At 68.6% G+C, this 20,382-nt stretch carries 17 protein-coding genes; 9 read left to right on the top strand and 8 right to left on the bottom strand.

The window, feature by feature from the left end; all coding sequences use genetic code 11:
• The first annotated feature begins 68 nt into the window (after window positions 1-68).
• Window positions 69-1,667 carry an AAA family ATPase gene (locus tag U4Z64_RS12975; protein ID WP_415750570.1) on the top strand — a complete coding sequence of 533 codons (1,599 nt, stop codon included), beginning with the start codon at window positions 69-71 and terminating at the stop codon, window positions 1,665-1,667.
• Window positions 1,668-1,892: 225 nt separating this feature from the next.
• Here the strand turns inward: U4Z64_RS12975 and U4Z64_RS12970 are convergent, their stop codons facing one another.
• The 5 genes from U4Z64_RS12970 to U4Z64_RS12950 all read right to left on the bottom strand — a co-directional run bounded on the left by U4Z64_RS12970 (window position 1,893) and on the right by U4Z64_RS12950 (window position 6,722).
• Window positions 1,893-3,152 (bottom strand): nitrate/sulfonate/bicarbonate ABC transporter ATP-binding protein, encoded by a 1,260-nt coding sequence (locus tag U4Z64_RS12970; RefSeq protein ID WP_185715738.1) that lies wholly within the window; start codon window positions 3,150-3,152, stop codon window positions 1,893-1,895.
• Window positions 3,153-3,271: 119 nt separating this feature from the next.
• Window positions 3,272-5,005: an ABC transporter permease gene (locus tag U4Z64_RS12965; RefSeq protein WP_124485873.1), complete on the bottom strand. Its 1,734-nt coding sequence runs from the start codon at window positions 5,003-5,005 to the stop codon at window positions 3,272-3,274.
• A gap of 594 nt (window positions 5,006-5,599) precedes the next feature.
• Window positions 5,600-6,049, bottom strand: coding sequence for a CBS domain-containing protein (locus tag U4Z64_RS12960; RefSeq protein WP_321820168.1), 450 nt, complete (start codon window positions 6,047-6,049; stop codon window positions 5,600-5,602).
• A gap of 61 nt (window positions 6,050-6,110) precedes the next feature.
• Window positions 6,111-6,236 carry a hypothetical protein gene (locus U4Z64_RS12955; protein WP_321820167.1) on the bottom strand — a complete coding sequence of 42 codons (126 nt, stop codon included), beginning with the start codon at window positions 6,234-6,236 and terminating at the stop codon, window positions 6,111-6,113.
• Window positions 6,237-6,308: 72 nt separating this feature from the next.
• Window positions 6,309-6,722 carry a hypothetical protein gene (locus tag U4Z64_RS12950; RefSeq protein ID WP_321820166.1) on the bottom strand — a complete coding sequence of 138 codons (414 nt, stop codon included), beginning with the start codon at window positions 6,720-6,722 and terminating at the stop codon, window positions 6,309-6,311.
• 486 nt (window positions 6,723-7,208) lie between these two features.
• On the opposite strand from U4Z64_RS12950, the gene phaZ reads away from it, so the two are divergent.
• From phaZ to U4Z64_RS12935, 3 genes are all read left to right on the top strand, one after another.
• Window positions 7,209-8,423, top strand: a complete 1,215-nt coding sequence (gene phaZ, locus U4Z64_RS12945; RefSeq protein WP_321820228.1) for a polyhydroxyalkanoate depolymerase — start codon at window positions 7,209-7,211, stop codon at window positions 8,421-8,423.
• Between the two features lie 487 nt (window positions 8,424-8,910).
• Entirely contained in the window at window positions 8,911-11,337 is a 2,427-nt protein-coding gene (locus U4Z64_RS12940) for a membrane-bound PQQ-dependent dehydrogenase, glucose/quinate/shikimate family (RefSeq protein WP_321820165.1), read from the top strand.
• Window positions 11,338-11,444: 107 nt separating this feature from the next.
• Entirely contained in the window at window positions 11,445-12,551 is a 1,107-nt protein-coding gene (locus U4Z64_RS12935; protein WP_321820164.1) for a porin, read from the top strand.
• Window positions 12,552-12,604: 53 nt separating this feature from the next.
• On the opposite strand, the gene U4Z64_RS12930 is transcribed toward U4Z64_RS12935, so the two are convergent.
• A complete protein-coding gene (locus tag U4Z64_RS12930) occupies window positions 12,605-13,375 on the bottom strand; it encodes a class I SAM-dependent methyltransferase (protein WP_044846519.1) in 771 nt (256 codons plus the stop codon).
• Between the two features lie 303 nt (window positions 13,376-13,678).
• Between U4Z64_RS12930 and U4Z64_RS12925 the strand changes: the two genes are divergently transcribed.
• Window positions 13,679-13,999 carry a hypothetical protein gene (locus U4Z64_RS12925; RefSeq protein ID WP_044846518.1) on the top strand — a complete coding sequence of 107 codons (321 nt, stop codon included), beginning with the start codon at window positions 13,679-13,681 and terminating at the stop codon, window positions 13,997-13,999.
• A 50-nt stretch (window positions 14,000-14,049) separates the two neighbouring features.
• Here the strand turns inward: U4Z64_RS12925 and U4Z64_RS12920 are convergent, their stop codons facing one another.
• Together U4Z64_RS12920 and U4Z64_RS12915 are read right to left on the bottom strand one after the other, a co-directional pair.
• The gene (locus U4Z64_RS12920) at window positions 14,050-15,048 is read right to left on the bottom strand and encodes an ABC transporter substrate-binding protein (protein ID WP_321820163.1); all 999 of its coding nucleotides are present in this window, start codon (window positions 15,046-15,048) and stop codon (window positions 14,050-14,052) included.
• A gap of 67 nt (window positions 15,049-15,115) precedes the next feature.
• Window positions 15,116-15,460 carry a DUF3088 domain-containing protein gene (locus U4Z64_RS12915; RefSeq protein WP_321820162.1) on the bottom strand — a complete coding sequence of 115 codons (345 nt, stop codon included), beginning with the start codon at window positions 15,458-15,460 and terminating at the stop codon, window positions 15,116-15,118.
• A 478-nt stretch (window positions 15,461-15,938) separates the two neighbouring features.
• On the opposite strand from U4Z64_RS12915, the gene U4Z64_RS12910 reads away from it, so the two are divergent.
• The 4 genes from U4Z64_RS12910 (at window position 15,939) to U4Z64_RS12895 (ending at window position 20,380) form a co-directional block, all read left to right on the top strand.
• Window positions 15,939-17,123 (top strand): porin, encoded by a 1,185-nt coding sequence (locus tag U4Z64_RS12910; protein WP_044846514.1) that lies wholly within the window; start codon window positions 15,939-15,941, stop codon window positions 17,121-17,123.
• Window positions 17,124-17,249: 126 nt separating this feature from the next.
• On the top strand, window positions 17,250-18,518 hold the full coding sequence (soxC, locus tag U4Z64_RS12905) for a sulfite dehydrogenase (RefSeq protein ID WP_321820161.1): 1,269 nt from the start codon (window positions 17,250-17,252) through the stop codon (window positions 18,516-18,518).
• Window positions 18,511-19,068, top strand: a complete 558-nt coding sequence (locus U4Z64_RS12900; RefSeq protein WP_321809671.1) for a cytochrome c — start codon at window positions 18,511-18,513, stop codon at window positions 19,066-19,068. The genes soxC and U4Z64_RS12900 overlap by 8 nt, the downstream gene beginning before the upstream one ends.
• A 112-nt stretch (window positions 19,069-19,180) precedes the next feature.
• Complete coding sequence (locus tag U4Z64_RS12895) at window positions 19,181-20,380, top strand: LLM class flavin-dependent oxidoreductase (RefSeq protein WP_321809670.1); 1,200 nt, start codon at window positions 19,181-19,183, stop codon at window positions 20,378-20,380.
• Window positions 20,381-20,382: the final 2 nt, after the last annotated feature.

Below are 20,382 nucleotides of genomic sequence, written 5' to 3'. Positions count from 1 at the left end.
TCGTTTCGTATCCAACCCGCCGGGCGCGGCAACGCGTACGCGCGCCCCGTATAACCGATCCGTTCATCATGTCCCGAGCGCCACATGTCCCGTTCGCGCCGAGCCGCGGAAACGCACGACGAAAGTCGAGACAATTCGATCGCGCGTTGAGCCGGCCAGATACCTATCCCCATCCCGCCGGCCGGATCGAGCGGATCGAAACCCATCTGTCCGTCGTTTATCTGGCCGGGCGCTACGCGTACAAGCGCATCAAGCCGGTGCGCTTCGACTTCGTGGATCTCGTGCAGCCGGCGCGGCGGCGCCGCTGCGCGCTCGCGGAGTGCACGCTCAACCGCCCGTTCGCCGGCCCGCTGTACCTGGGCGTCTGGCCGCTCGTCACGCATGGCCGGCGGTGCGCGTTCGGTGCACCGGTGCCGACCGGCGGGCGCCGGCAACGGACGGCGCCGGGCGAGTACGTGGTGCGCATGCGCCGGTTCGACGCGCAGGCGATGCTGTCGGTTCGCAGCGCATCGCGCGACGACGGTCTGGCGGATGCGGAGGCCCTCGCGGATACGCTGGCCCGCCATCATCTGCACGCGTCGCGCCGTGCGCCGCGCGGCCATCCCGGCAGCGCGGCGAGCGTCGCGGCCCAGTGCCGGCCCTTGCTCGACACGCTCGACGTCGCGGTGCCTGACGAAGCCGTGCTGCACGCCTGGTACGAAGCCGAACTGACCCGCATCGCACCGCGGCTCGCCGATCGGCATGCGCTCGGTTTCGTGCGCGCATGTCACGGGGACCTGCATCTCGAGAACATCGTGCGCTGGCGGAACCGGATCCTGATGTTCGACTGCGTCGAATTCGACGACGCGCTGCGCTGGATCGACGTGGCGAGCGATCTCGCGTTCGCGCTGATGGATTTCTCCGCCCACGGACGCGAGGATTGCGCCCACCGCCTCCTTTCCGGCTGGCTGGCGCGGACGGGCGACCATGCTGCACTCGGCGTGCTGCCGTGCTACTTCGTCTACCGTGCGCTGGTGCGCGCGCTGACCGCCCGGCTGCGCGGCGACGCAGCGGCACGCGCCCGCTATCTGCGCATTGCGTCGGCGATGGCCGACGCACGACGCGTTGCACAGCCGGCGTTGCTCCTGTGTCACGGGGTTTCCGGTTCGGGCAAGTCGCTGGCGAGCCGTGCGCTGGCCGAGCGGCTCGGCGCCATCCGGCTGTCCAGCGACGTCGAGCGCAAGCGCCTGGCCGGGGCATCGGCCGGCACCCGCCTGCCCGCCGTTGCCTATTCGGATACGGCGATCGACGAGATCTACGACCGACTGCTTTCGGAGGCTCGCGTGGTCATCGACAGCGGCTGCACGGCGATCGTCGATGCGACGTTCCTGCGCCGGCGCAACCGGGCGGCGTTCATCGCGCTCGCCGCACGGCTCGGCGTGCGCGTCGCGATGCTCGATTTCACCGCGAGCCGGGCAACGCTCGCCGCGCGTGTCGCTGCCCGGGCGGCACGCGGACGCGATGCCTCCGATGCCGATGCCGCCGTGCTGGCCCGGCAGATCGAGCATGCCGATCCGCTGACCGAAGCCGAAGCAGCGATCGCGATTCGTTTCGACACCGATTGCGATACCGCGGCGTATGAAAGCGGCGCGTTCTGGGCGCCGTTGCTCGCCGCGCTGCACGCGTAGGCACGCGGCGCGAATCCCTGCGGCACGCGGCCCGGCTCGTGCGCCGGGCGGAGTATTCCGAAAGCCAGTTCATGGTCGGTCCTCCCATGAACGGACATCGACGCCGAGGTGCGGAGCTTGCCTGCCGGATCGACGCGGTCGCGTCGACGGTTCGTCCAGCGTCGCACGCCCCGCGCGCGACGCCTGATGCCGCCCAAGCACGCGACCGACCCGCGGCCCGAGCGGTCAGCGGCCGAACGTGCGGGTATGGTCGTCGTAGTCGAACAGTCCCGCGTAGCGGCCCCAGTCGATCACGACCCTCAGCGCCTGGTCGGCGCTGCGCGGATCGAGATGATCCTCCAGTTCGAGCTCGAAACGCTCGCGCGGCGCGCGATGCCCCTCGCGTTCGCCCAGCACTTCGTCGATATGCCCGGCGAGCGGCACGAACCGGACGACATGCTCGCGAAACAGACGCCGCCGGGCGTTGTCGTCGCTTTGCGCGAACACGTGACCCGCGGCACTCAGCCGGATGCTCCGGTCGTGCCATTCGGCAAACGCGAGCAGATGGAGCGCGGCCGCCGTCGAATACAACGCGTCAACCCGGAGCGCGAGCGCCGATGCGATCGTGCCGAGCTCTGCATGCCCCTCGTACGGCGCGGCCGCGAGCGTGTCGACGAATCCGGCGAGATGATGGCTCGACACGTCGGGCAGCTTCATGGCCAGCGCGCTGCCCGCCGCTTCCCGGCCTGCCGTCGCGTCGGTGATGCGTGCCGTCAGCGTCGCATAGATCTTGCCGGCGATCGCCTGAACGGCCGGATCGTGCCGACTGCGCGGACGCGGCAGCGGCACGTTCAGCGTGGCCTCGATGCGCGCCGGACCGGCGCCGAGCACCAGGATGCGATCGCACATGAGCACGGCTTCCTCGATGTTGTGCGTCACCATCAGCACCGACCGGGTCGACAGCTGGTGCGCGTCCCACAGGTCGAGAAAATCCGTGCGCAGCGTTTCCGCGGTCAGCACGTCGAGCGCCGAGAACGGTTCGTCCATCAACATCAGCGCGGGCTCGCTGACGAGCGCGCGGGCGAAACCGACCCGCTGGCGCATGCCGCCCGACAGTTCGCGGGGAAACGCCGATTCGAACCCGTCGAGCCCGATCAGTTCGATCGCGGCGGCCGCGCGTGCGCGTGCGTCGCCCGGCGCGAGGCCCAGCGCGTCGAGGCCGAGCTCGACGTTTTCGATGACGGTCAGCCACGGGTACAGCGCAAAGGTCTGGAACACCACCGCGATGCCGTCGGTCGGGCCGGCGAGCGGCGCACCGCGATACGCGACCGTGCCGGACGAGGGCTTGACGAGCCCGCCGGCGATCCTCAGCAGTGTGGACTTGCCCGAGCCGGAGCGGCCCAGCAGCCCCAGGATCTCGCCTTCGTGCAGCGCGAGATCGATATCGGCCAGCACGTGCAGCGGTTCGCCGGACGGCTTCGTGAACGATTTGCATACGGCCCGCATCTCCAGCACGACCGCCGCCGGGTCCGGAGGCGACGCAGCCGCGCCGGCGACGTTCCCTTCCGTGTATTCGCTAAGGTTCGGCACACGGATCTCCCGTGAGTAAAGGATCGGTCGAGGGCTCAGTCGAGCCGCGTGCGGCGCTCCGCGAACGCGTACATCGGGCGCCACACGAGCCGATTGGTCGCGATCACGAGCAACGACATCACGGCGACGCCGAGCGCGATGCGCGGATAGTCGCCGGCGTCGGTCATCCGCGCGATATAGGCGCCGAGTCCGCCGGCATCCAGGCGTGTGCCGCCCCAGCTCACCGCTTCGGCGACGATGCTCGCGTTCCATGCGCCGCCCGACGCGGTAATCGCGCCGGTCACGAAGTACGGCAGGACGCCCGGCAGCATGACGTGACGCCACCAGGTCGGCGGCCGCACCCGGAAGCAGGCGGCCGCTTCGCGCAGGTCGGCCGGGAACGCGCTCGCACCGGCGATCACGTTGAACAGGACGTACCATTGCGCGCCCAATATCATCAGCGGGCACAGCCAGATGTCGGGTTCGAGCCGCAGGCGCACGATCGCGAACACCGCGACCGGAAACAGCAGGTTGGCCGGAAACGCGGCGAGGAACTGCGTGACCGGCTGGATGCGGGCGGCCACGCCCGGGCGGAGGCCGATCGCGATGCCGATCGGCACCCAGATCGCCGACGCGAGGGTGACCAGCACGGTCACGCGGACGAACGTGAGCCCGCCTTCGCTTGCGACGGCGCGCAGGTCCGTCCAGGTCAGCGTCGCGCGTCCGAGCCGGAACAGTTCGAACACCGCATACGCGCATCCCGCGCCGCACGCCGCGAACCAGAGCACGTCGCCCGTGTGTCGCGGCAGCGCGATCCGGCCGCGCCATGCCGGCATGAACCCGCGCAGCCGCGCGCGCGCCGCCCGACGCAGCACCGCCCGGACCGGGCCGACCGCACGGCCGATCCATCGCGATCGGTGGAACAGGTCGAGCATCCAGCTGCGCGGCCCGACCGTGGGCGCGGCATCGCCATAGCGGAACCGTTCCGACCATGCGACCAGCGGCCTGAACAGCAACTGGTCGTACAGGACGATCGCGACGCTCATCGCGACGATCGCCCAGCCCACGGCGGCGAGGTCGCGGCTCGCGATCGCCTGCGCGACGTAGGCGCCGACGCCCGGCAGGTCGACGTGCAGGTTGCCGACCGCGATCGCCTCGGACGCGACCACGAAAAACCAGCCGCCCGACATCGACATCATCGCGTTCCAGACGAGTCCCGGCATCGCGAACGGCACGTCGAGGCGCCAGAAACGCTGCCATGCGGACAGCCGGAAGCTGCGGCTCGCCTCGTCGAGATCGAGCGGCACCGTGCGCAGCGCCTGATAGAAGCTGAACGTCATGTTCCAGGCCTGGCTGGTGAAGATCGCGAAGATCGCTGCGCACTCGGCGCCGAGGATCCGCCCCGGAAACAGCGACAGGAAGAACAGCACCGTAAACGACAGGTAGCCGAGGATCGGCACCGACTGCAGCACGTCGAGCAGCGGGATCAACACGCGCTCGGCGCGACGGCTGCGCGCGGCCGCGGTCGCATAGGCGAACGTGAAGACGATCGACGCAAGCAGTGCCGCGAACATGCGCGCGACGGTGCGCAGCGTGTAGCCCGGCAGCGCCGCGGGCGACAGCGAAATGGCCGGGGGATGCGACACCACCAGCGGGCCAGCCATCTGGTGCGCCGCGATGCCGGCCAGCAACAGGAAGCCGACCACGATCAGCATCGCGGCGAGATCCCGCCAGCCCGGCACGGGCAACGTCCAGCGCCCGCCCCGCAATACCTCAGCATGGTGCTCCACGACGCCTCTCCCGCCGATGATGGCGGTTCATCTTCCCGGGTGGGGCGGCCGGCGGGCTTGACCTGCGTCAACCGCCCTGCAACGGGTGGCGCGACGATTGCGGCGCGTCCCCCGCGCAACGGCCATCGTTCACGCGCATCCCGCCCCCGTTCCGGCGATGCCGTACCGCGCCGGCGAGCGCGGCCGCGTCGGCTCACGCGGCCGGCCACGCGTTCGCGAGCGCCCCGGCCCGGCCCGGCGGGCAGTCAGCGACACGGCTTTCACAGGCTCCGCGGCGTGCCGCACTCGCGGCATCGGGATACGACGCGCGATAAACGAACAGCGGCAGGCAGAGGTCGTGTTCGCGAATCGGCGTCGTCAGCAACGCTCCGGCCGGGCACCCACGCGCCGGCATTCCGGCGCTGTCATGCCCGCCACGCCCCCTGCGCGCACCGGATGGTCGCAGATTGCGCCTGGCCACTGGCGCACCCGGGTGCGCGGGCCGCCGCGCCGGTCGCGTGTCATGGCGTCGCGCGCGTCCGAAGGGCGCGTCGCACCGGCATCGGGGCCGCCGCCGCGTCACGCATGGCGCGACGGAAGCGGAAACCGACCGGATCAGCCACGCTGCTTCTCCTCGAAATACGGCTGGCGGGCCGCCACGAGCCGCAACTCGTCGAGCAGCGCGGCGGCCGCGCGCAGCAGATCGTCGAGCGAGACAATGCCGACCAGGTCGCCGTCCGCGCCGACGACCGGCAATCGACGGACGCCGTGCTGGCGCATCCGCTTCGCGAGCAGCCAGATGTCGTCGTCGACGTTCGCGGTCGCGACGGGCGCCGACATGATGTCGGCGACGAACAGCGAGCCGGCCTCCGCATCGGGGCTGACCACCGTCAGCACGATGTCGCGATCGGTCACCACACCGACCGGCATGCGGTGCCCCTCCTGTTCCCGCACGACGATCAGATCGCCGGCGTGCGCCTCGCGCATCATTGCCGCCGCCTCGACGACGGTTGCTCGCGCCGAGCACACGGCGACATCGCGGGTACAGAGCATCGCGGCATTCATGTTGGTTCTCCCGGCCGGTGCGAAGCGGACCATCGATCGATGTCCGCGGCTGCCCGAGCCATCATGCAGCGGTCAGTCGATCGACCACGTCGCGATGCATTTCCATGCCGGTGCGCACTGCATCGGTCGACGGGGCACGGTCGGGTTCCTGCTCGACGCCCTTCTTCGGCCCGCTGGGGCCTTTCATGCCCATCGACGCCTGTCCGCAACCGATGAAAACAACGGTAATTCCCGCTGCACCGCGTGGCATCGATACAGGTCAGCGCACGGCGTGATGCGCGATCCCGGCCGATGTCTGCGCGGCGATCGTGCGACACGCGGTCGTGACGTCGACATTGCCCCGTTGCTTGGCGCGATCGCGTCTGGCGAGCCGCGACACCATCCGGCGCCCGTCGGCCGACAGGCAGGCGGGCGACTCCGCAAGCGACGCGGCATCCAGTCGAACGAGACCGCGATCGACGAGGCAGCGCAGGTCGGCGGGGTCGCCCTGCTGGCGTCGCGGTTCGCTGGCGAGCACCATCAGGATCGCGATTTCGTGGGGACTCAGCAGCCGGTCGCCGTCGGGGTCGATCGGCTGATGCACGCGAGACGTGACGGCCGACACGCTCGGAGCCGCTGCAGAGGAACGGGAATCGATCCGGCGATTCGACGTGTTCGCGAACGAGAGGTGCATGATGGTTTCCGTATCATGAACGTGAAGGCGCAAACGGCACGGAACATGTCGATCGCGGTCGGGATCGACATGCGAGAACATCGATATTCGCGCGTGCCGGGGAGTCGTTCTTGATGCAGGTCATCCAGCAGACGCGAACGATCGAAATATTCCGCGATTCGTCCGACGCAATGCGCTTCGAAACACCGATACGCATGCGTCGCGAGACCAGGCCGGATGGCTGGACCGGTCTTCGCGTCGAACTTCCCGTCAACCGGCGCGTGGATTGCAAGGGAACACGCGGAGCATCGCGGCGATCGACGACTCAAGCAGAACACGACGAGCATGCGTCGCGGCGTGCCCATGTTCCGCGCCGTGCATCCGTCCGCGATCCGTAGACCAGCCTGCACCGGCGATCGGGGCGACGCTGATGCAGGTCAACCCGTCGCCGCGCGATCAGGCGACAGTAGGTTTGTCCGGATTTCCCGCGATTTTCTGCCGTGCGCCATGTGGTATGACCTGATCGAACAGCAACGGCAATGGTTGCGCACATGGAACGCGGCGGCGCGGTTCACGCGCGGTCTTTGGCCCGATGCCGCATCGTCGTGCTACGCCGACCTGTTCGAACCCCTGCTCGACCTGCCGGCCGACGCGCCACGGTTCGCCATCGATTCGGTCGACGTGGACGGACGGCGCGTCGACGTCGACGAGTCGATCGTCGCGCACACCCCGTTTTGCACGCTGCGCCGCTTCGCGCGCGCGGATGCGCAACGCATGATCCTGCTGTGCGTGCCGCTGGCCGGCCATGCGGCCGTGATGATGCGCGAGACGGTCGAGACCCTGCTGGCCGACGGCGACGTCTGCGTCACCGACTGGACCGATGCGCGCGACGTGTCGTGCGACGCGGGCCGATTCGGCCTCGACGAATACGTGTCGATGCTCGACCGCTTCATCGATACCCTGCTTGCGGACGCCCGGCCGGTGCACGTCGTCGCCGTCTGTCAGGCGACGTTTCCATCGCTCGGTGCCATCGCGCTGCGCGCGCAACGTGACGCCGCGCTGCCGGCGAGCCTGACGTTGATCGGCGGCCCGCTCGATGCCCGCATCAATCCGGGTGCGCTCGGCACCGCGGCCCGGTCGCATTCGCTCGACTGGTGTCGCGCCACGCTGATCGACACGGTGCCGCACGGCTTCGCCGGATACGGGCGGCAGGTATTTCCGGCCTATCTGCAGCGCGCCGAGATCGCGGTCACCTACCCGCAACGCTACATGGCGCTGGTCGATCGCTATCGACGAGCGGTGTCGGGCGCCGACGCCGACGCACTCGCAACCGCACGCCGCGCACTGCGCGAATATCTGACGCTCCTCGACATGCCCGCCGAGTATTTCCTCGATACGGTCGACATCGTGTTCCAGCGGGCTTGCCTGGCAAACCGGACGTGGCACGTTCACGGCCAGCGGGTCGAGCCCGCCGCGCTGCGCTCGATCGTGTTGCTGACCGTCGAAGGCAAGTGCGATGCCGTCACCGGTGCCGGCCAGACCCATGCCGCTCTGGCCATGTGCAGCGGCCTCGCGGCGGATGCCCGGCAACGCGTCGACATCGACGATTGCGACCACTACGGACTCTTTACCGGCGATCACTGGCACGCCGACGTGCATCCGGTGCTGCAAGCGGCGTTCGCCCGGGCCGAACGCGGCCGGCTGCGCTCGTGCGCGGCGTGATGCGCCTTCAACCCGGCGCGGAACGGTCGTGTGCCCATCCGCCCCGTTCATTCCGACGACGCACGCTCGCCTGGCTCGCCTGGCTCGCTCGGCGCCTCGGCGTCTCCCGTGACCGGCACCAGGCACAGCGCTGCATCGCCCCCAACGTCGCCCGGGGCGGCTTCCCCCCGCTGCGGTTCGTTCACTTGCTGCAAGAAATCGACCGGGTTTCCGTTCGATCGCCCGTCGCACTAATCTGCAACACACTTTCAACCAATCGAACAAGAATCGACGAAAAAATGGGCGAGCAAAATCTCCGGTTCGCCATTAAAATGCACCGCTTGGTTAATTTCTATAGCTAACCAGGCTGCACGATCAGGACCTGCGAAGCCCGCGCCCGCGCATGCATGCCGTGCGGCGCCTTCTCCACGTGTTCGAACAGGGCCACCCACGGCGCCCTCTTCCCGCCTTTCGATGCAGCCCGGCGCAAACGGATAAGAAGACACTCATGTCCAAGCAATCCCCTGCAGAGCCGATTCGTGCTTCCGCCCGCATCGGCCTGACCGCCGCGGGCGCGGTCTCGCTGCTCCTCGGCCTTTATTTCGTCATCGGCGGCGGCATGCTCGTCGCCCGTGGCGGGAGCGCGTACTACCTGCTGGCCGGGCTCGCCCTGTGCGCGACCGGCGTCCAGCTCGCCCGGCGCCGCGCCAGTGCGGTCGCGATCTACCTCGTGATGCTGATAGCCACGGCGCTGTGGGCCGTGTGGGAAGTCGGCTTCGCGTTCTGGCCGCTCAACGCGCGGATCTTCATGTTCTCGATGATCGGCATGCTGCTCGCGCCGGCCTGGCCGCTGCTGCGCCGTGCCGAAGGCAAGGCACCCGCACGCGGCATGGCATGCGGCATTGCCGCACTCCTGCTCGCCTGCAACGGCGCATTCGTCTACGGCATGTTCGTGCCGCACGGCACGTTCGGCACCGAGACGCCCGTGCCGGCGGCCGGCAATGCAGGCACCGACGACTGGACGGCCTACGGTCACTCGGACGGCGGCGACCGCTTCACGCGCTACGCGCAGATCGATCGCGACACGGTGAAGCACCTGCAGGTCGCGTGGACGTTCCGCACCGGCGACACGCCGCTCAGCCCGGACGGCGGCGGCTCGGAAGATCAGCAAACCCCGCTGCAGGTCGGCAAGACGCTGTTCCTGTGCTCGCCGCACAACACCGTGATCGCCGTGGATGCCGCGACGGGCGCGGAGAAGTGGCGCCATGCGTTCCCGACCAAGACGACGGTCTGGGTCCGCTGCCGCGGCCTCGCGTACTTCGATGCGGACAAGCCGCTCGTGCAGCCGACCGTCGCCGGATCGACGCCGGTCCTGCCGGTCGCCGCGTCCGGGGATCCGGCCGTGTGCCGCCGCCGCATTTTCATGAACACGATCGACGCGAAGCTCGTCGCGCTCGATGCGGACACCGGCAAGCTGTGCGACGGCTTCGGCGATCACGGCATCGTCGACCTGAAGGCCGGCCTCGGTAACGCGAAGAGCCCGTTGTACCAGCTCACTTCCCCGCCGACGGTCGCGGGCACGACGGTGGTCACGGGCGGCCGTGTCGCCGACAACGTGTCGCTCGACATGCCCGGCGGCGTGATCCGCGGCTTCGACGTGATGACCGGCAAGATGAAGTGGGCGTTCGATCCGGGCAATCCGGACGATCACGCGCAGCCGGCGCAAGGCAAGACCTTCGTGCGCTCGACGCCGAACGTGTGGGCGCCGATGACCTACGACGCGACGTCGAACACGGTCTACATGCCGGTGGGCAACGCGGCGATCGACCTGTGGGGCGTGAAGCGCACCGCGCTCGACGAGAAATACGGCGCTTCCCTCCTCGCGCTCGACGCCACGACGGGCGCGGAAAAGTGGCACTTCCAGACGGTCCACCACGACCTCTGGGACTACGACGTGCCGATGCAGCCGACGCTGATCGAGTTCCCCGCGGAAGGCGGCAAGCGCGTGCCGGCGCTGATCGTCGGCACCAAGATGGGCCAGCTGTTCGTGCTCGACCGCGTGACCGGCAAGCCGCTGACTCAGGTCGTCGAACATCCGGTAAAGACCGCGTCGATTCCGAACGAGCCGTATTCGAAGACCCAGCCGCTGTCCGTCGGCATGCCGCAGATCGGCGCCGACGTGCTCGAGGATTCGGACATGTGGGGCGTCACGCCGATCGACCAGCTGATGTGCCGCGTGATCTTCCGCGGCATGCGCTACGACGGCCTCTTCACCGCGCCGGACACCGATCGCTCGCTCAGCTTCCCGGGTTCGCTCGGCGGCATGAACTGGGGCGGCCTGTCGTACGATCCGAACGCGGACATGATCTACGTGAACGACATGCGCCTGGGCCTCTGGGTCCATCTGGAGCAGGAGAAGAACCGCGGCGGCGCCTCCGACGGCAACGAATCGGTGAACGCGGGCATGGGTGCCGTGCCGCTCGGCGGCACGCCGTACTCGGTGCTGAAGGACCGCTTCCTCTCGCCGATCGGCATCCCGTGCCAGAAACCGCCGTTCGGCAGCCTCACCGCGGTCGACCTGAAAACCCGCCGCATCGCATGGCAAGTCCCGCTCGGCAGCGTGAAGGACACGCGCCTTCACGGCGTGCAGATGAACATGCCGTCACCGATCGGCATGCCCACCATCGGCGGCTCGCTGACGACCGGCGGCGGTCTCGTGTTCTTCGCCGCAACGCAGGACTACTACCTGCGCGCGTTCGACAGCTCGACGGGCAAGGAACTGTGGAAGGCACGGTTGCCGGTCGGGAGCCAGGGCACGCCGATGAGCTATACAATCGGCGGCAAGCAGTACATCGTCATCTCGGCAGGCGGCGCGCGCCAGTCGCCCGATCGGGGCGACTACGTGGTGGCTTACGCCCTGCCCGACAGCAAGTAAGCGCCGGAATCGACCGGATCGCGTGCGGGACGGGGCGGCGAGGGTTGCCGCACCGTCCCGCATTCAGCGCGTCACCTCACTGTCTTGACTGCATGCTACCGTTGTCCATGAATCGTTCCTTTCCCGCTTCCCGCATCCGAAATCACGACCTCACGCCGGGACGCCGCCGATCGCGCCGGCCGGCGGCCGTCACACGTTTCGCACTGCGCATCGGTGCGGCCGCAACGGCCATTGCCGCACACGCGTCGGCGGCCCATGCGCAAAGCAGCGTGACGCTGTACGGCACGATCGACACGAGCATCGAGATCACGAATCCCGGCACGGGTTACGTCGCGCGGATGGATTCCGGCGCGTATCGCGGCTCGCGCATCGGCGTGCGCGGCGCGGAGGATATCGGCAACGGCGTGAAGATCCTGTTCGATCTCGAGAACGGCTTCGGCTCGGCGGACGGCACCCTGGCCGCCGCCAACACGTTGTTCAACCGCCAGGCCTGGATCGGCGTGAGCTCACGCTACGGCACGGTGCGGGTCGGCCGTCAGTATTCGCCGATCTACATCCCGTTCAAGGGGCAGCTCGATGCGTTCGGGGCCGGCACGATCGCGTCGGGGCTGAACAATCTGTCGAAAATCACGCCGTACGAAAGCAATGCGATCACGTACCTGTCCCCCGAGGTGCACGGCTTTTCGACCACGATCATGGCGTCGTTGCGCGACGCTAAGGACGGCGACGGCAACGGGCTGGCAGGCCACATCGAGACGTTCGCCTGGCATGACGGCCCGCTGCGCATTTCGTACGCACACCAGCAAACCCACGGCAGCGGCGCACTGCGCGCCAACCTCGGCGGCGTGTCCTATGCGTTCGGCCCGGTGACGGCCTTCCTGTCGTACTTCAATGGCGACGGCGGAACGCCGCGATATCACAGCGACGGCGTGTCGGCTTCCGCACGCTACGCGGTGAACGCGCGTTTTCGCGCGTCGCTGGGTTATACGTGGCTGCGCGACCGGTCGGGCCGCGACAACGATGCCGACCAGTTCAGCGCGGCATGCGAATACGATGTGTCGAAGCGGGTGCTGGTCTATGCGAGTGCCGCGTGGCTTCACAATCGCGGCCAGGCCGCCTACACGCTGAGAGGCGTGAACGTGACCGGCCTCACGCCTTCGTGGCCGGGTGCGTCGGTGCGCGGTATCCAGTTCGGCGTGATCGATCGCTTCTAGAAGAAGCGCATGTCCGCGGCCGATGTCGCGATCGACGCGACGCGCCCCTTTCGCTAAAAGAATTTCGCAAGCCACCCCGGCGCCGCCGCACGATCGAACACCACGTGCAGCTCCGGGCTGAACGAGCCGAATTCAAGCCCGTGCCGCGTCGCCAGCAGCGTCAGCGCCTGGCTCGTATAAAACGAAATATGCCCGTTGCGCGGCACGCAGTACCACCATTGCTCGATCCCGCGCGCGAGGATCTCCGGCGTGATCAGGGACGTCTGGAACAGCAGTGCGCCGGCAGGCGCCCGGTAGCGGATGATGTCGGCGAACAGGCTTCGCGGATCCGGATGATGCTCGAAGACCTCGAACGACAGGATCGAATCGAACTGCCCCTGCGGCGCGACGGGATGGCTGAACGGATCATACGAAGTCACATCCGCGAAGCCGCGCGCGGACAACTTCTTTTCCAGCAGCCCGAGCCCCGAGCCGAAATCGAGAATGCGGGTCTCGCGCATCGACGGAAAGCTCGTGCAGATCAGGTCGGCGTGCTGCTGCGGACGATGCTCGAGATACTCCGGATCGTGGCGCGCGTAGTCGTCGTTGTACACGTGACGCGCAAAATCGTCGTGCGTCCAGCGGTCGAAGGCCGGCGTACACGTGAATCCGCATTGCCGGCACGCGTAGTAGTAGATCGGCACGCCCACGAACGGATCGACCTTTTTCCCGGCGATCATGTCGGCGCCGCAGCGCGAAAAATCGACCACGCCGCAGATGTCCGCGTCGGCACCGCACACCTTGCAGGCGATCGTCGCCGGATGGTTGGCCGGAATGTCAATCATGTTGCAGTCCCCTGGTTGGCTTCAGGCGTACGCGCCACCCGCTCGGTCACGTCGCCCCGGCGCCCCGGCGCCGTCTGCCCGAACGGCGTGGCCGACGGCTACCGCGGCGAATCGTCCCGATCCGCGCACGATACCCGGTTTCTGGCGAACATTTGTTAAATAGCTTGAATAGCCGACAACCGGTCGACAATTTGCCTTAACATCCGGCCACACGATCGACCACGGGCTTCAGCAAGGACCGCGGTCACCATTTTCAACGGCGCGAAAACGGGCGCGGCTTTCATTCGAACGGACGGACCGACCATGTTCCAATCACCAGGAGACTCCTTCGTCGGCGGCTCGCTGCTCGGCCTGTGCGTCGAGGTGCCGCTCGCCGTGCTCGTTTCGCTGATGATGCATGGCGTCGACTGGACCGGGCCGCGCATCGCGATGCTCGTCGCGACGCCGGTACTGATCGCGTGCACCGTGCTGCTGACCCGCCCGGTGGCATTCAGCACCGTATGGAAGCACAAGCGCTCGCCGTTCGAGCTGGACGACAATGTGCGCGCGTCGATCTACGGCCGGCTGACCGGCATCGCGCTCGGCCTGGTGTTCGGCATCATGGTCGCGACGACGTTCGCCTGATTCGATCCGCGCGACAGTCACCTACCGGCGTTTGAAGCGCCGGTCGCGCATCACGCCGACGCCACCAGCGCGTTGAACGACGTATCCCAGAACGGCGCGACGTTCGCCGGCCCATCCAGCACGCCGATTCGCGCGAATACGTCCGCGACTCGTTGATGCTGCGCGATCACGTCGGGCGTGACGGGCAGCAGTGCGTAGTCGTCGCTGCGCTGCGCGAACATCGCCTCGAGATCGGCAACCGGCACGCGCGTTTCGCCGTTCTGCGCGCGCGCATACGCGCCGAAATGCCCGTTCGCCCACGCATACGCGCGCTGGAACCGCAGCAGCAGATCGCCGGTAGCCGCGCGCCGGCGCGGGTCGTCCAGCGTGCGCGGGTTCGCATAGATCGGGAAATTGCCGGACAGATAGCCCTTGCCCGTCTTCAGCACGCGCGCCCCGTAACGGTTGCGCGCGAGCTGGCCGTTGTAGCCGTAGATCGCCCACGCGTCGAGGTCGCCGCGGTCGTACGCGGACAACCCGTCGGTCGGCGACAGGTTGATCGGATGGATGTCGTCGAAACCGAGGCCGGCCTCCGCGAGCTGCCGGTACAGGAAATAGTGCGACGTCGTCGCGCGCACGTAGCCGACGCGCTTGCCCTTCAGGTCCGCGATGCCGAGGATCGGCGTGTCCTTGCGCGCGAGCGTGACCTGGTTGTTCAGATCCTCCCGCGTACGCGAGATGAACCGGACGCTGGCCTTCTGGCGTGCGGCGAACACCGCGGGAATCTCGCTGCCCGAGCCGATGTCGAGCGCATCCGCGTTCAGCGCCTCGATGTGCAGCACGCCGTTGTTGAGTTCGCGCCACTCGATCCGGTACGGCGTGTCGCTCAGGCCGGCCGCCTGCAGCAGCGCGCGCCAGCCGCCCTTGTAGGTCGCGACGCGCAGCGTGGTGCCGGCAAGATCGGCGTTGACGGTCGGCGCGGCAAGCGCGACCCGCGCGACCACGGGGCCCGCCGCGAGCGCGGCGCCGGCGAGCAGCAGGCGGCGGCGTGCCGCCGAAGTTGACGCCATCGGATACTCCTGTCGATTGAACGGTAAAGGGAAAAAGGAAGCCGCCGTGCGCGACGGCCGACGTGCGTCAATGCAGCGAAGGAAAACCGTGGCGCTCGGCCAGCAGATCGAGGATGCGGCGCGGGTCGGTGACGAAGCGCGTCGTGCCGAGCGCTTGCGCGTCGTCCGGCGCCGGTTGCGCGCTACCAAGCACGAGCACCGGCAGGCCTTGATGCGCGTCGTCGAGCACGTCGATCACCGCGTGCCGCGGCCGTTCGAAACCGACCCGGCGCACGTCGAGGCGGCCGGCCCGCTCGGGCGCGCTCGCAAGCAGGCCTTCGATCGCCAGTCCGTGAGGACAGACGAAGTGTCGGCCCGGATACTTCGGATCGGTAAAGCCCGGTTCCAGCAGAAACAACACATCCCGACTCATTTCACACGGCTCCCATATTCGTGGTTCAACCGGGCTGCACGCTGCGTGCGCTGCGCCCGGCGCTGGCCGGCTCGCGGCCGGATGCCCGACTCTACTGCCTTGCATCGCGCGGCCCTACCAACGTTTTGCGGAATCGATATGCAGGTGTGCCTAGCGCATCGGCCGCGCGGCTCACAGAGCCGCGTTGCATAAAAACATCGTCATCCGAACGGATCTCGTCGCGATATCCAACGATTTCATCGATCGATATGCGCACGACCGCGCATGGCCGTCGCGCGATGTTCGCCATCCATGCCGATACGTCCGCTGCAGCACGCGCGCCGGACGCGATCACGGCGCACGCGTCGAGCGTGCAGCGGCACGCATTGCAATTCGCTCGCGCAGCGAATTGCAAACCACGGATCGAACGTTCGTCGACCGGACCGACGTCAATAGCATCGTGATCCTCGCAGATTCACCCATAAAAAAGAGGTTATTCATGATCAAGAAGTCGGTAGTCCTGGGTTTGGTTTCGATCGGTTCCATCGGCGCGCATGCGCAGAGTTCCGTCACGCTGTACGGCGTCGTCGACGCCGGCTTTGCCTATACGAACAGCCAGGGCGGCGCGAGCAACATCCAGCAGACGAGCGGCAAGCTGAGCGGCAGCCGCTGGGGCCTGAAAGGCAACGAGGATCTCGGCGGCGGCCTGGCGGCCGTGTTCACGCTCGAAAGCGGCTTCCGGCCGAGCGACGGCGGACTCGGCCAGGGCGGGCGCCTGTTCGGCCGCTCCGCGTACGTGGGCCTGAGCAAGGCCGACCTCGGCACGCTGACGTTCGGCCGCCAGTACGAGCCGATCACCGATCTCGTCGCGCAGTACGCGGGGTCCGGTTTCTGGTCGCCGGCCACCCATGTCGGCGACAACGACAACCTGAACCAGAGCTTCCGGATCAACAACGCGGTGAAGTTCCGCAGCGCGACGATCGCCGGTTTCACCGCCGACGCGCTGTACGCGTTCAGCAACCAGGCGAACGGCGGCGCGGGCACCGGCTTCTCGAACAACAACGCATGGGGCGTGTCGGCGAACTACGTGAACGGCCCGCTGTCGGCGGGCGCCGGCTATGTTCGGCTCAACCACCCGAACGCGACGTCGAACACGAGCGGTGCGGTGGGCGGCGCGACCACGACGACCGGCAACGACTACAGCGGCGCGTTCTTCTACGGGTTGAACGGCGGCGTGCGCAAGCAGCAGATCGGCGTCGCGGGCGCGAACTACGCGCTCGGCCGCGCGACCCTCGGCTTCGCGTGGAGCCACACGCAGCTCGACTATGTCGACGGCTCGTCGCGCAAGTTCAACAACTACGACGTGAACGGGCGCTACCAGATCACGCCGGCGGCGACGCTGATCGGCGTCTACACGTTCACCGACGGACGCGCGAGCGGCTTGCCGGGCACCGGCGGCCAGACGCTGAAGCCGCGCTGGCACCAGTTCACGCTCGGGTTCGACTATGCGTTGTCGAAGCGCACCGACATTTACCTGTCCGGCATCTACCAGCTGGCCGCGGGCGATGCGAGCACCGCGACGTCCGGTGGCTATCGCCGGATCGCGGCGATCTCGAACATCGGCAGCGCATCGTCGACGAATCGGCAGCTCGCGTTCGTCAGCGGGCTGCGCGTGAAGTTCTGAGCGTTCGCGCAGCCGGCGCGGCGCGATAAGCAAAGCGGGAATCGTTGTTTGCCGCGTCGCGCCCGGTTGCCGAGAATGTCCGTTTTTCCGGATGCTGCCGCGCCCGCGCGCGGCACGGCTTCTCTCATGACCGACTCTCCTTCCCGCCCACGCCGCACCGGCCGACGCGCGGCGCTGCGCCAGCTCGCCGGCGGCTGGGCCGCCGCGATGCTGCCGGCCGGCGGCGCGCTCGCGGGCCAGCCGCTCGCCCCGCTCGCACCGCTGGACGTGCCGCCGTGGACGCGCACGCCTGGCGCGCCGCTGCTGTCGCCGCCGTATGGCCTGCCGGGCGCGCACGAACGCGACGTCATCCGTCGCAGCGCGCGCACGCCGGCGTTGCCCGGCTCCGGCTCGTCGATGACGCCGCTCGCCGACCTGTTCGGCGACATCACGCCGAACGGCCTCGTCTACGAGCGCCATCATGCGGGCGTGCCCGATATCGATGCGCAACGCCACCGCGTCGTCGTGCACGGCCTCGTGCGCGAGCCGCGCAGCTTCACGCTCGACGACCTGCTGCGCTTTCCGTCCGAATCGCGGATCCACTTCCTCGAATGCTCGGGCAATACCGGCAGCGAATGGAACGGCCCGAGCGGCCTGCCCGTCCAGTTCACGCACGGATTGCTGTCGTGCTGCGAATGGACGGGCGTGCGGCTGTCGACGCTGCTCGACGAAACGGGCGTCGATCCGGCCGCGCAGTGGCTGCTCGCCGAAGGCGCGGACGGCGCGGCGATGACGCGCAGCCTGCCGCTCGACCGGATTCTCGAACGCGCGCTCGTCGTCTATGCGCAGAACGGCGAACGGCTGCGCCCCGAGAACGGCTACCCGGTGCGGCTGATCGTGCCGGGCTTCGAAGGCAACACGAACATCAAGTGGCTGCGGCGGCTGAAGCTCGTGCGCGCGCCGGAGATGACGCGCGAGGAAACGTCGAAGTACACGAGCCTGCTGCCGAACGGCTGCGCCCGCCAGTTCGTGTTCGAGATGGACGCGAAATCGGTGATCACGCGCCCGTCGGCCGGCCACCGGCTCGCATCGCACGGCTACTACCCGATCAGCGGCTATGCGTGGTCGGGGCGCGGCCGGGTGCGCGCGGTCGACGTCTCGACCGACGGCGGCCGCACCTGGCGCGCCGCACGGCTCGCCGGCGACGTGCGCGATCGCGCGCTGATGCGCTTCGAAGCCGACTGGGTCTGGAACGGCGAGCCCGCCGACCTGCAAAGCCGCGCGACCGACGAAACGGGCTACGTGCAGCCGACCCGCGACGCGCTCGTCGCCGCGCGCGGCGTCAATTCCCAATACCACTACAACGGCATCCAGAACTGGCGCGTCGGCGCGGACGGGGAGGTGCGCAATGCGTAACACGATCGTGCGTCGGCTCGCGTCGTGTGCGGCCGTGTCGGCCACGTTCGGCGCGCTCGCGCTGTCTGCGCTACCCGCGTTCGGTGCCGGCTTCGGCCTCGGTCAGCCGGTCGACCGCGCGGCGCTCGCCGCATGGGACATCGACGTCGCGCCCGACGGCAGCGGCCTGCCGCCCGGCGCGGGCACGGTCGCGCGCGGCGCGCACGTGTTCGCCGACAAGTGCGCGATGTGCCACGGCGCCGGCGGCCAGGGCGGCGTCGGCGATCCGCTCGTCGGCGGCCTCGGCTCGCTGGCCGGCGCGAAGCCGAAAAAGACGGTCGGCAGCTACTGGCCGTATGCGACGACGCTGTTCGACTACATCCGCCGCGCGATGCCGTACAACGCGCCGCAGTCGCTGAGCGCGGACGAAGTCTATGCGGTCACGGCCTACGTGCTGCACCTGAACGGCATCGTGCCGGACGACACGACGCTCGACGCGCACACGCTGCCGCGCGTCAGGATGCCGAACCGCGACGGCTTCGTGCCCGACCCGCGACCGGGACGACTGTGACGCGACGCGATCCACCGGCCGGCACGACGCAGAACGGCCCGGCAAGACTGCCGGCATCGCGTGCCGGATTTTTTCGTTCGGCGCCAGCGCGCCGCGCAGGGAGGAGCCTACCTTGACCGACACATCCGCCGCGACCCGGGCCGACGCGCCGCTCGTGGCGTCGCCGTTCGTCGACGTCCGTTCGCCGGCCGATTTCCCCGCCAGCCCCGCGTCGCGCGTGCTCGCGCAGCCGCTGATGCTCGGGCTGTTCCTGCCGATCCAGGCCGGCGGCTGGAGCGCCTCGACGCTGCCGCGCTCGACCGACTGGACGTTCGACTACAACGCCGACCTGGTCGCGCGCGCCGAGGCGCTCGGCTTCGATCTCGTGTTCGCGCTGTCGCAGTGGTTGCCGAAAGGCGGCTACGGCGGCGTGTTCGACGGCCAGGCGCTCGACTCGTTCATGACGCTCGCGGCGCTCACCGCGCGCACCGAACGGATCATCCTCGTCGCGACGAGCCACGTGCTCTACGGGCCGTGGCATCCGCTGCATTTCGCGAAGTTCACGGCGACGCTCGATCACATCTCGCGCGGACGCTGGGGCATCAACGTCGTGACCGGCCACCGCGCGATCGAACACGAGATGTTCGGCTGGAACCGGATCGAGCACGACCGTCGTTACGAGATGGCCGCCGAGTTCGTCGACGCGGTCAGCCAGCTGTGGGCCCAGCCGGACAACTTCAGCTATGCGCCCGCGCTGTCGAGCTGGCGGCTCTCCGGCGCGTTCGTCACGCCGAAGCCGCGCTACGGCCGCCCGCTGCTGATCAACGCGACCGGCTCCGACGCCGGCATCGATTTCGCGGCCCGCTATTCGGACATCGTGTTCGTCACGAGCCCGGCCGGCCCGGACGTCGATCTCGCGCTGGACGCGCTGCCCGCGCATACGGCCCGCGTGAAGGCGGCCGCCGCCGCGCGCGGCAGGACGATCCGCACGCTGCTCAATCCGCTCGTGATCTGCCGCGAGACAGCGGCCGAGGCGCGCGCGTACCGCGACGCGATCGTCGCGCATGCGGACGAAGGCAGCTTCCACCGCTTCGACAGCGACGCCCATGCGTGGCGCGGCGGCTTCGAACAACGCGCGCAGGCGGCCGCGCGTGCGATCGGCGGCAACATCTCGATCACGGGCTCGCCCGAGGAAGTTGCCGACTACATCGTGCGGCTGCATCGCGCGGGCATCGACGGCATCCAGTTGAGCTTCTACGACTTCAGGCCGGATCTCGACTTCTTCGGCGCACGCGTGCTGCCGCTGCTGCGCGACGCCGGCCTGCGGCGCTGAAC

The organism is Burkholderia sp. BCC1996, assembly GCF_905339955.1.
In the GTDB taxonomy this organism is placed as follows: domain Bacteria; phylum Pseudomonadota; class Gammaproteobacteria; order Burkholderiales; family Burkholderiaceae; genus Burkholderia.
The sequence above is the reverse complement of the archived record's forward strand: the minus strand, read 5'-3'. Positions and strand labels throughout refer to the sequence as shown.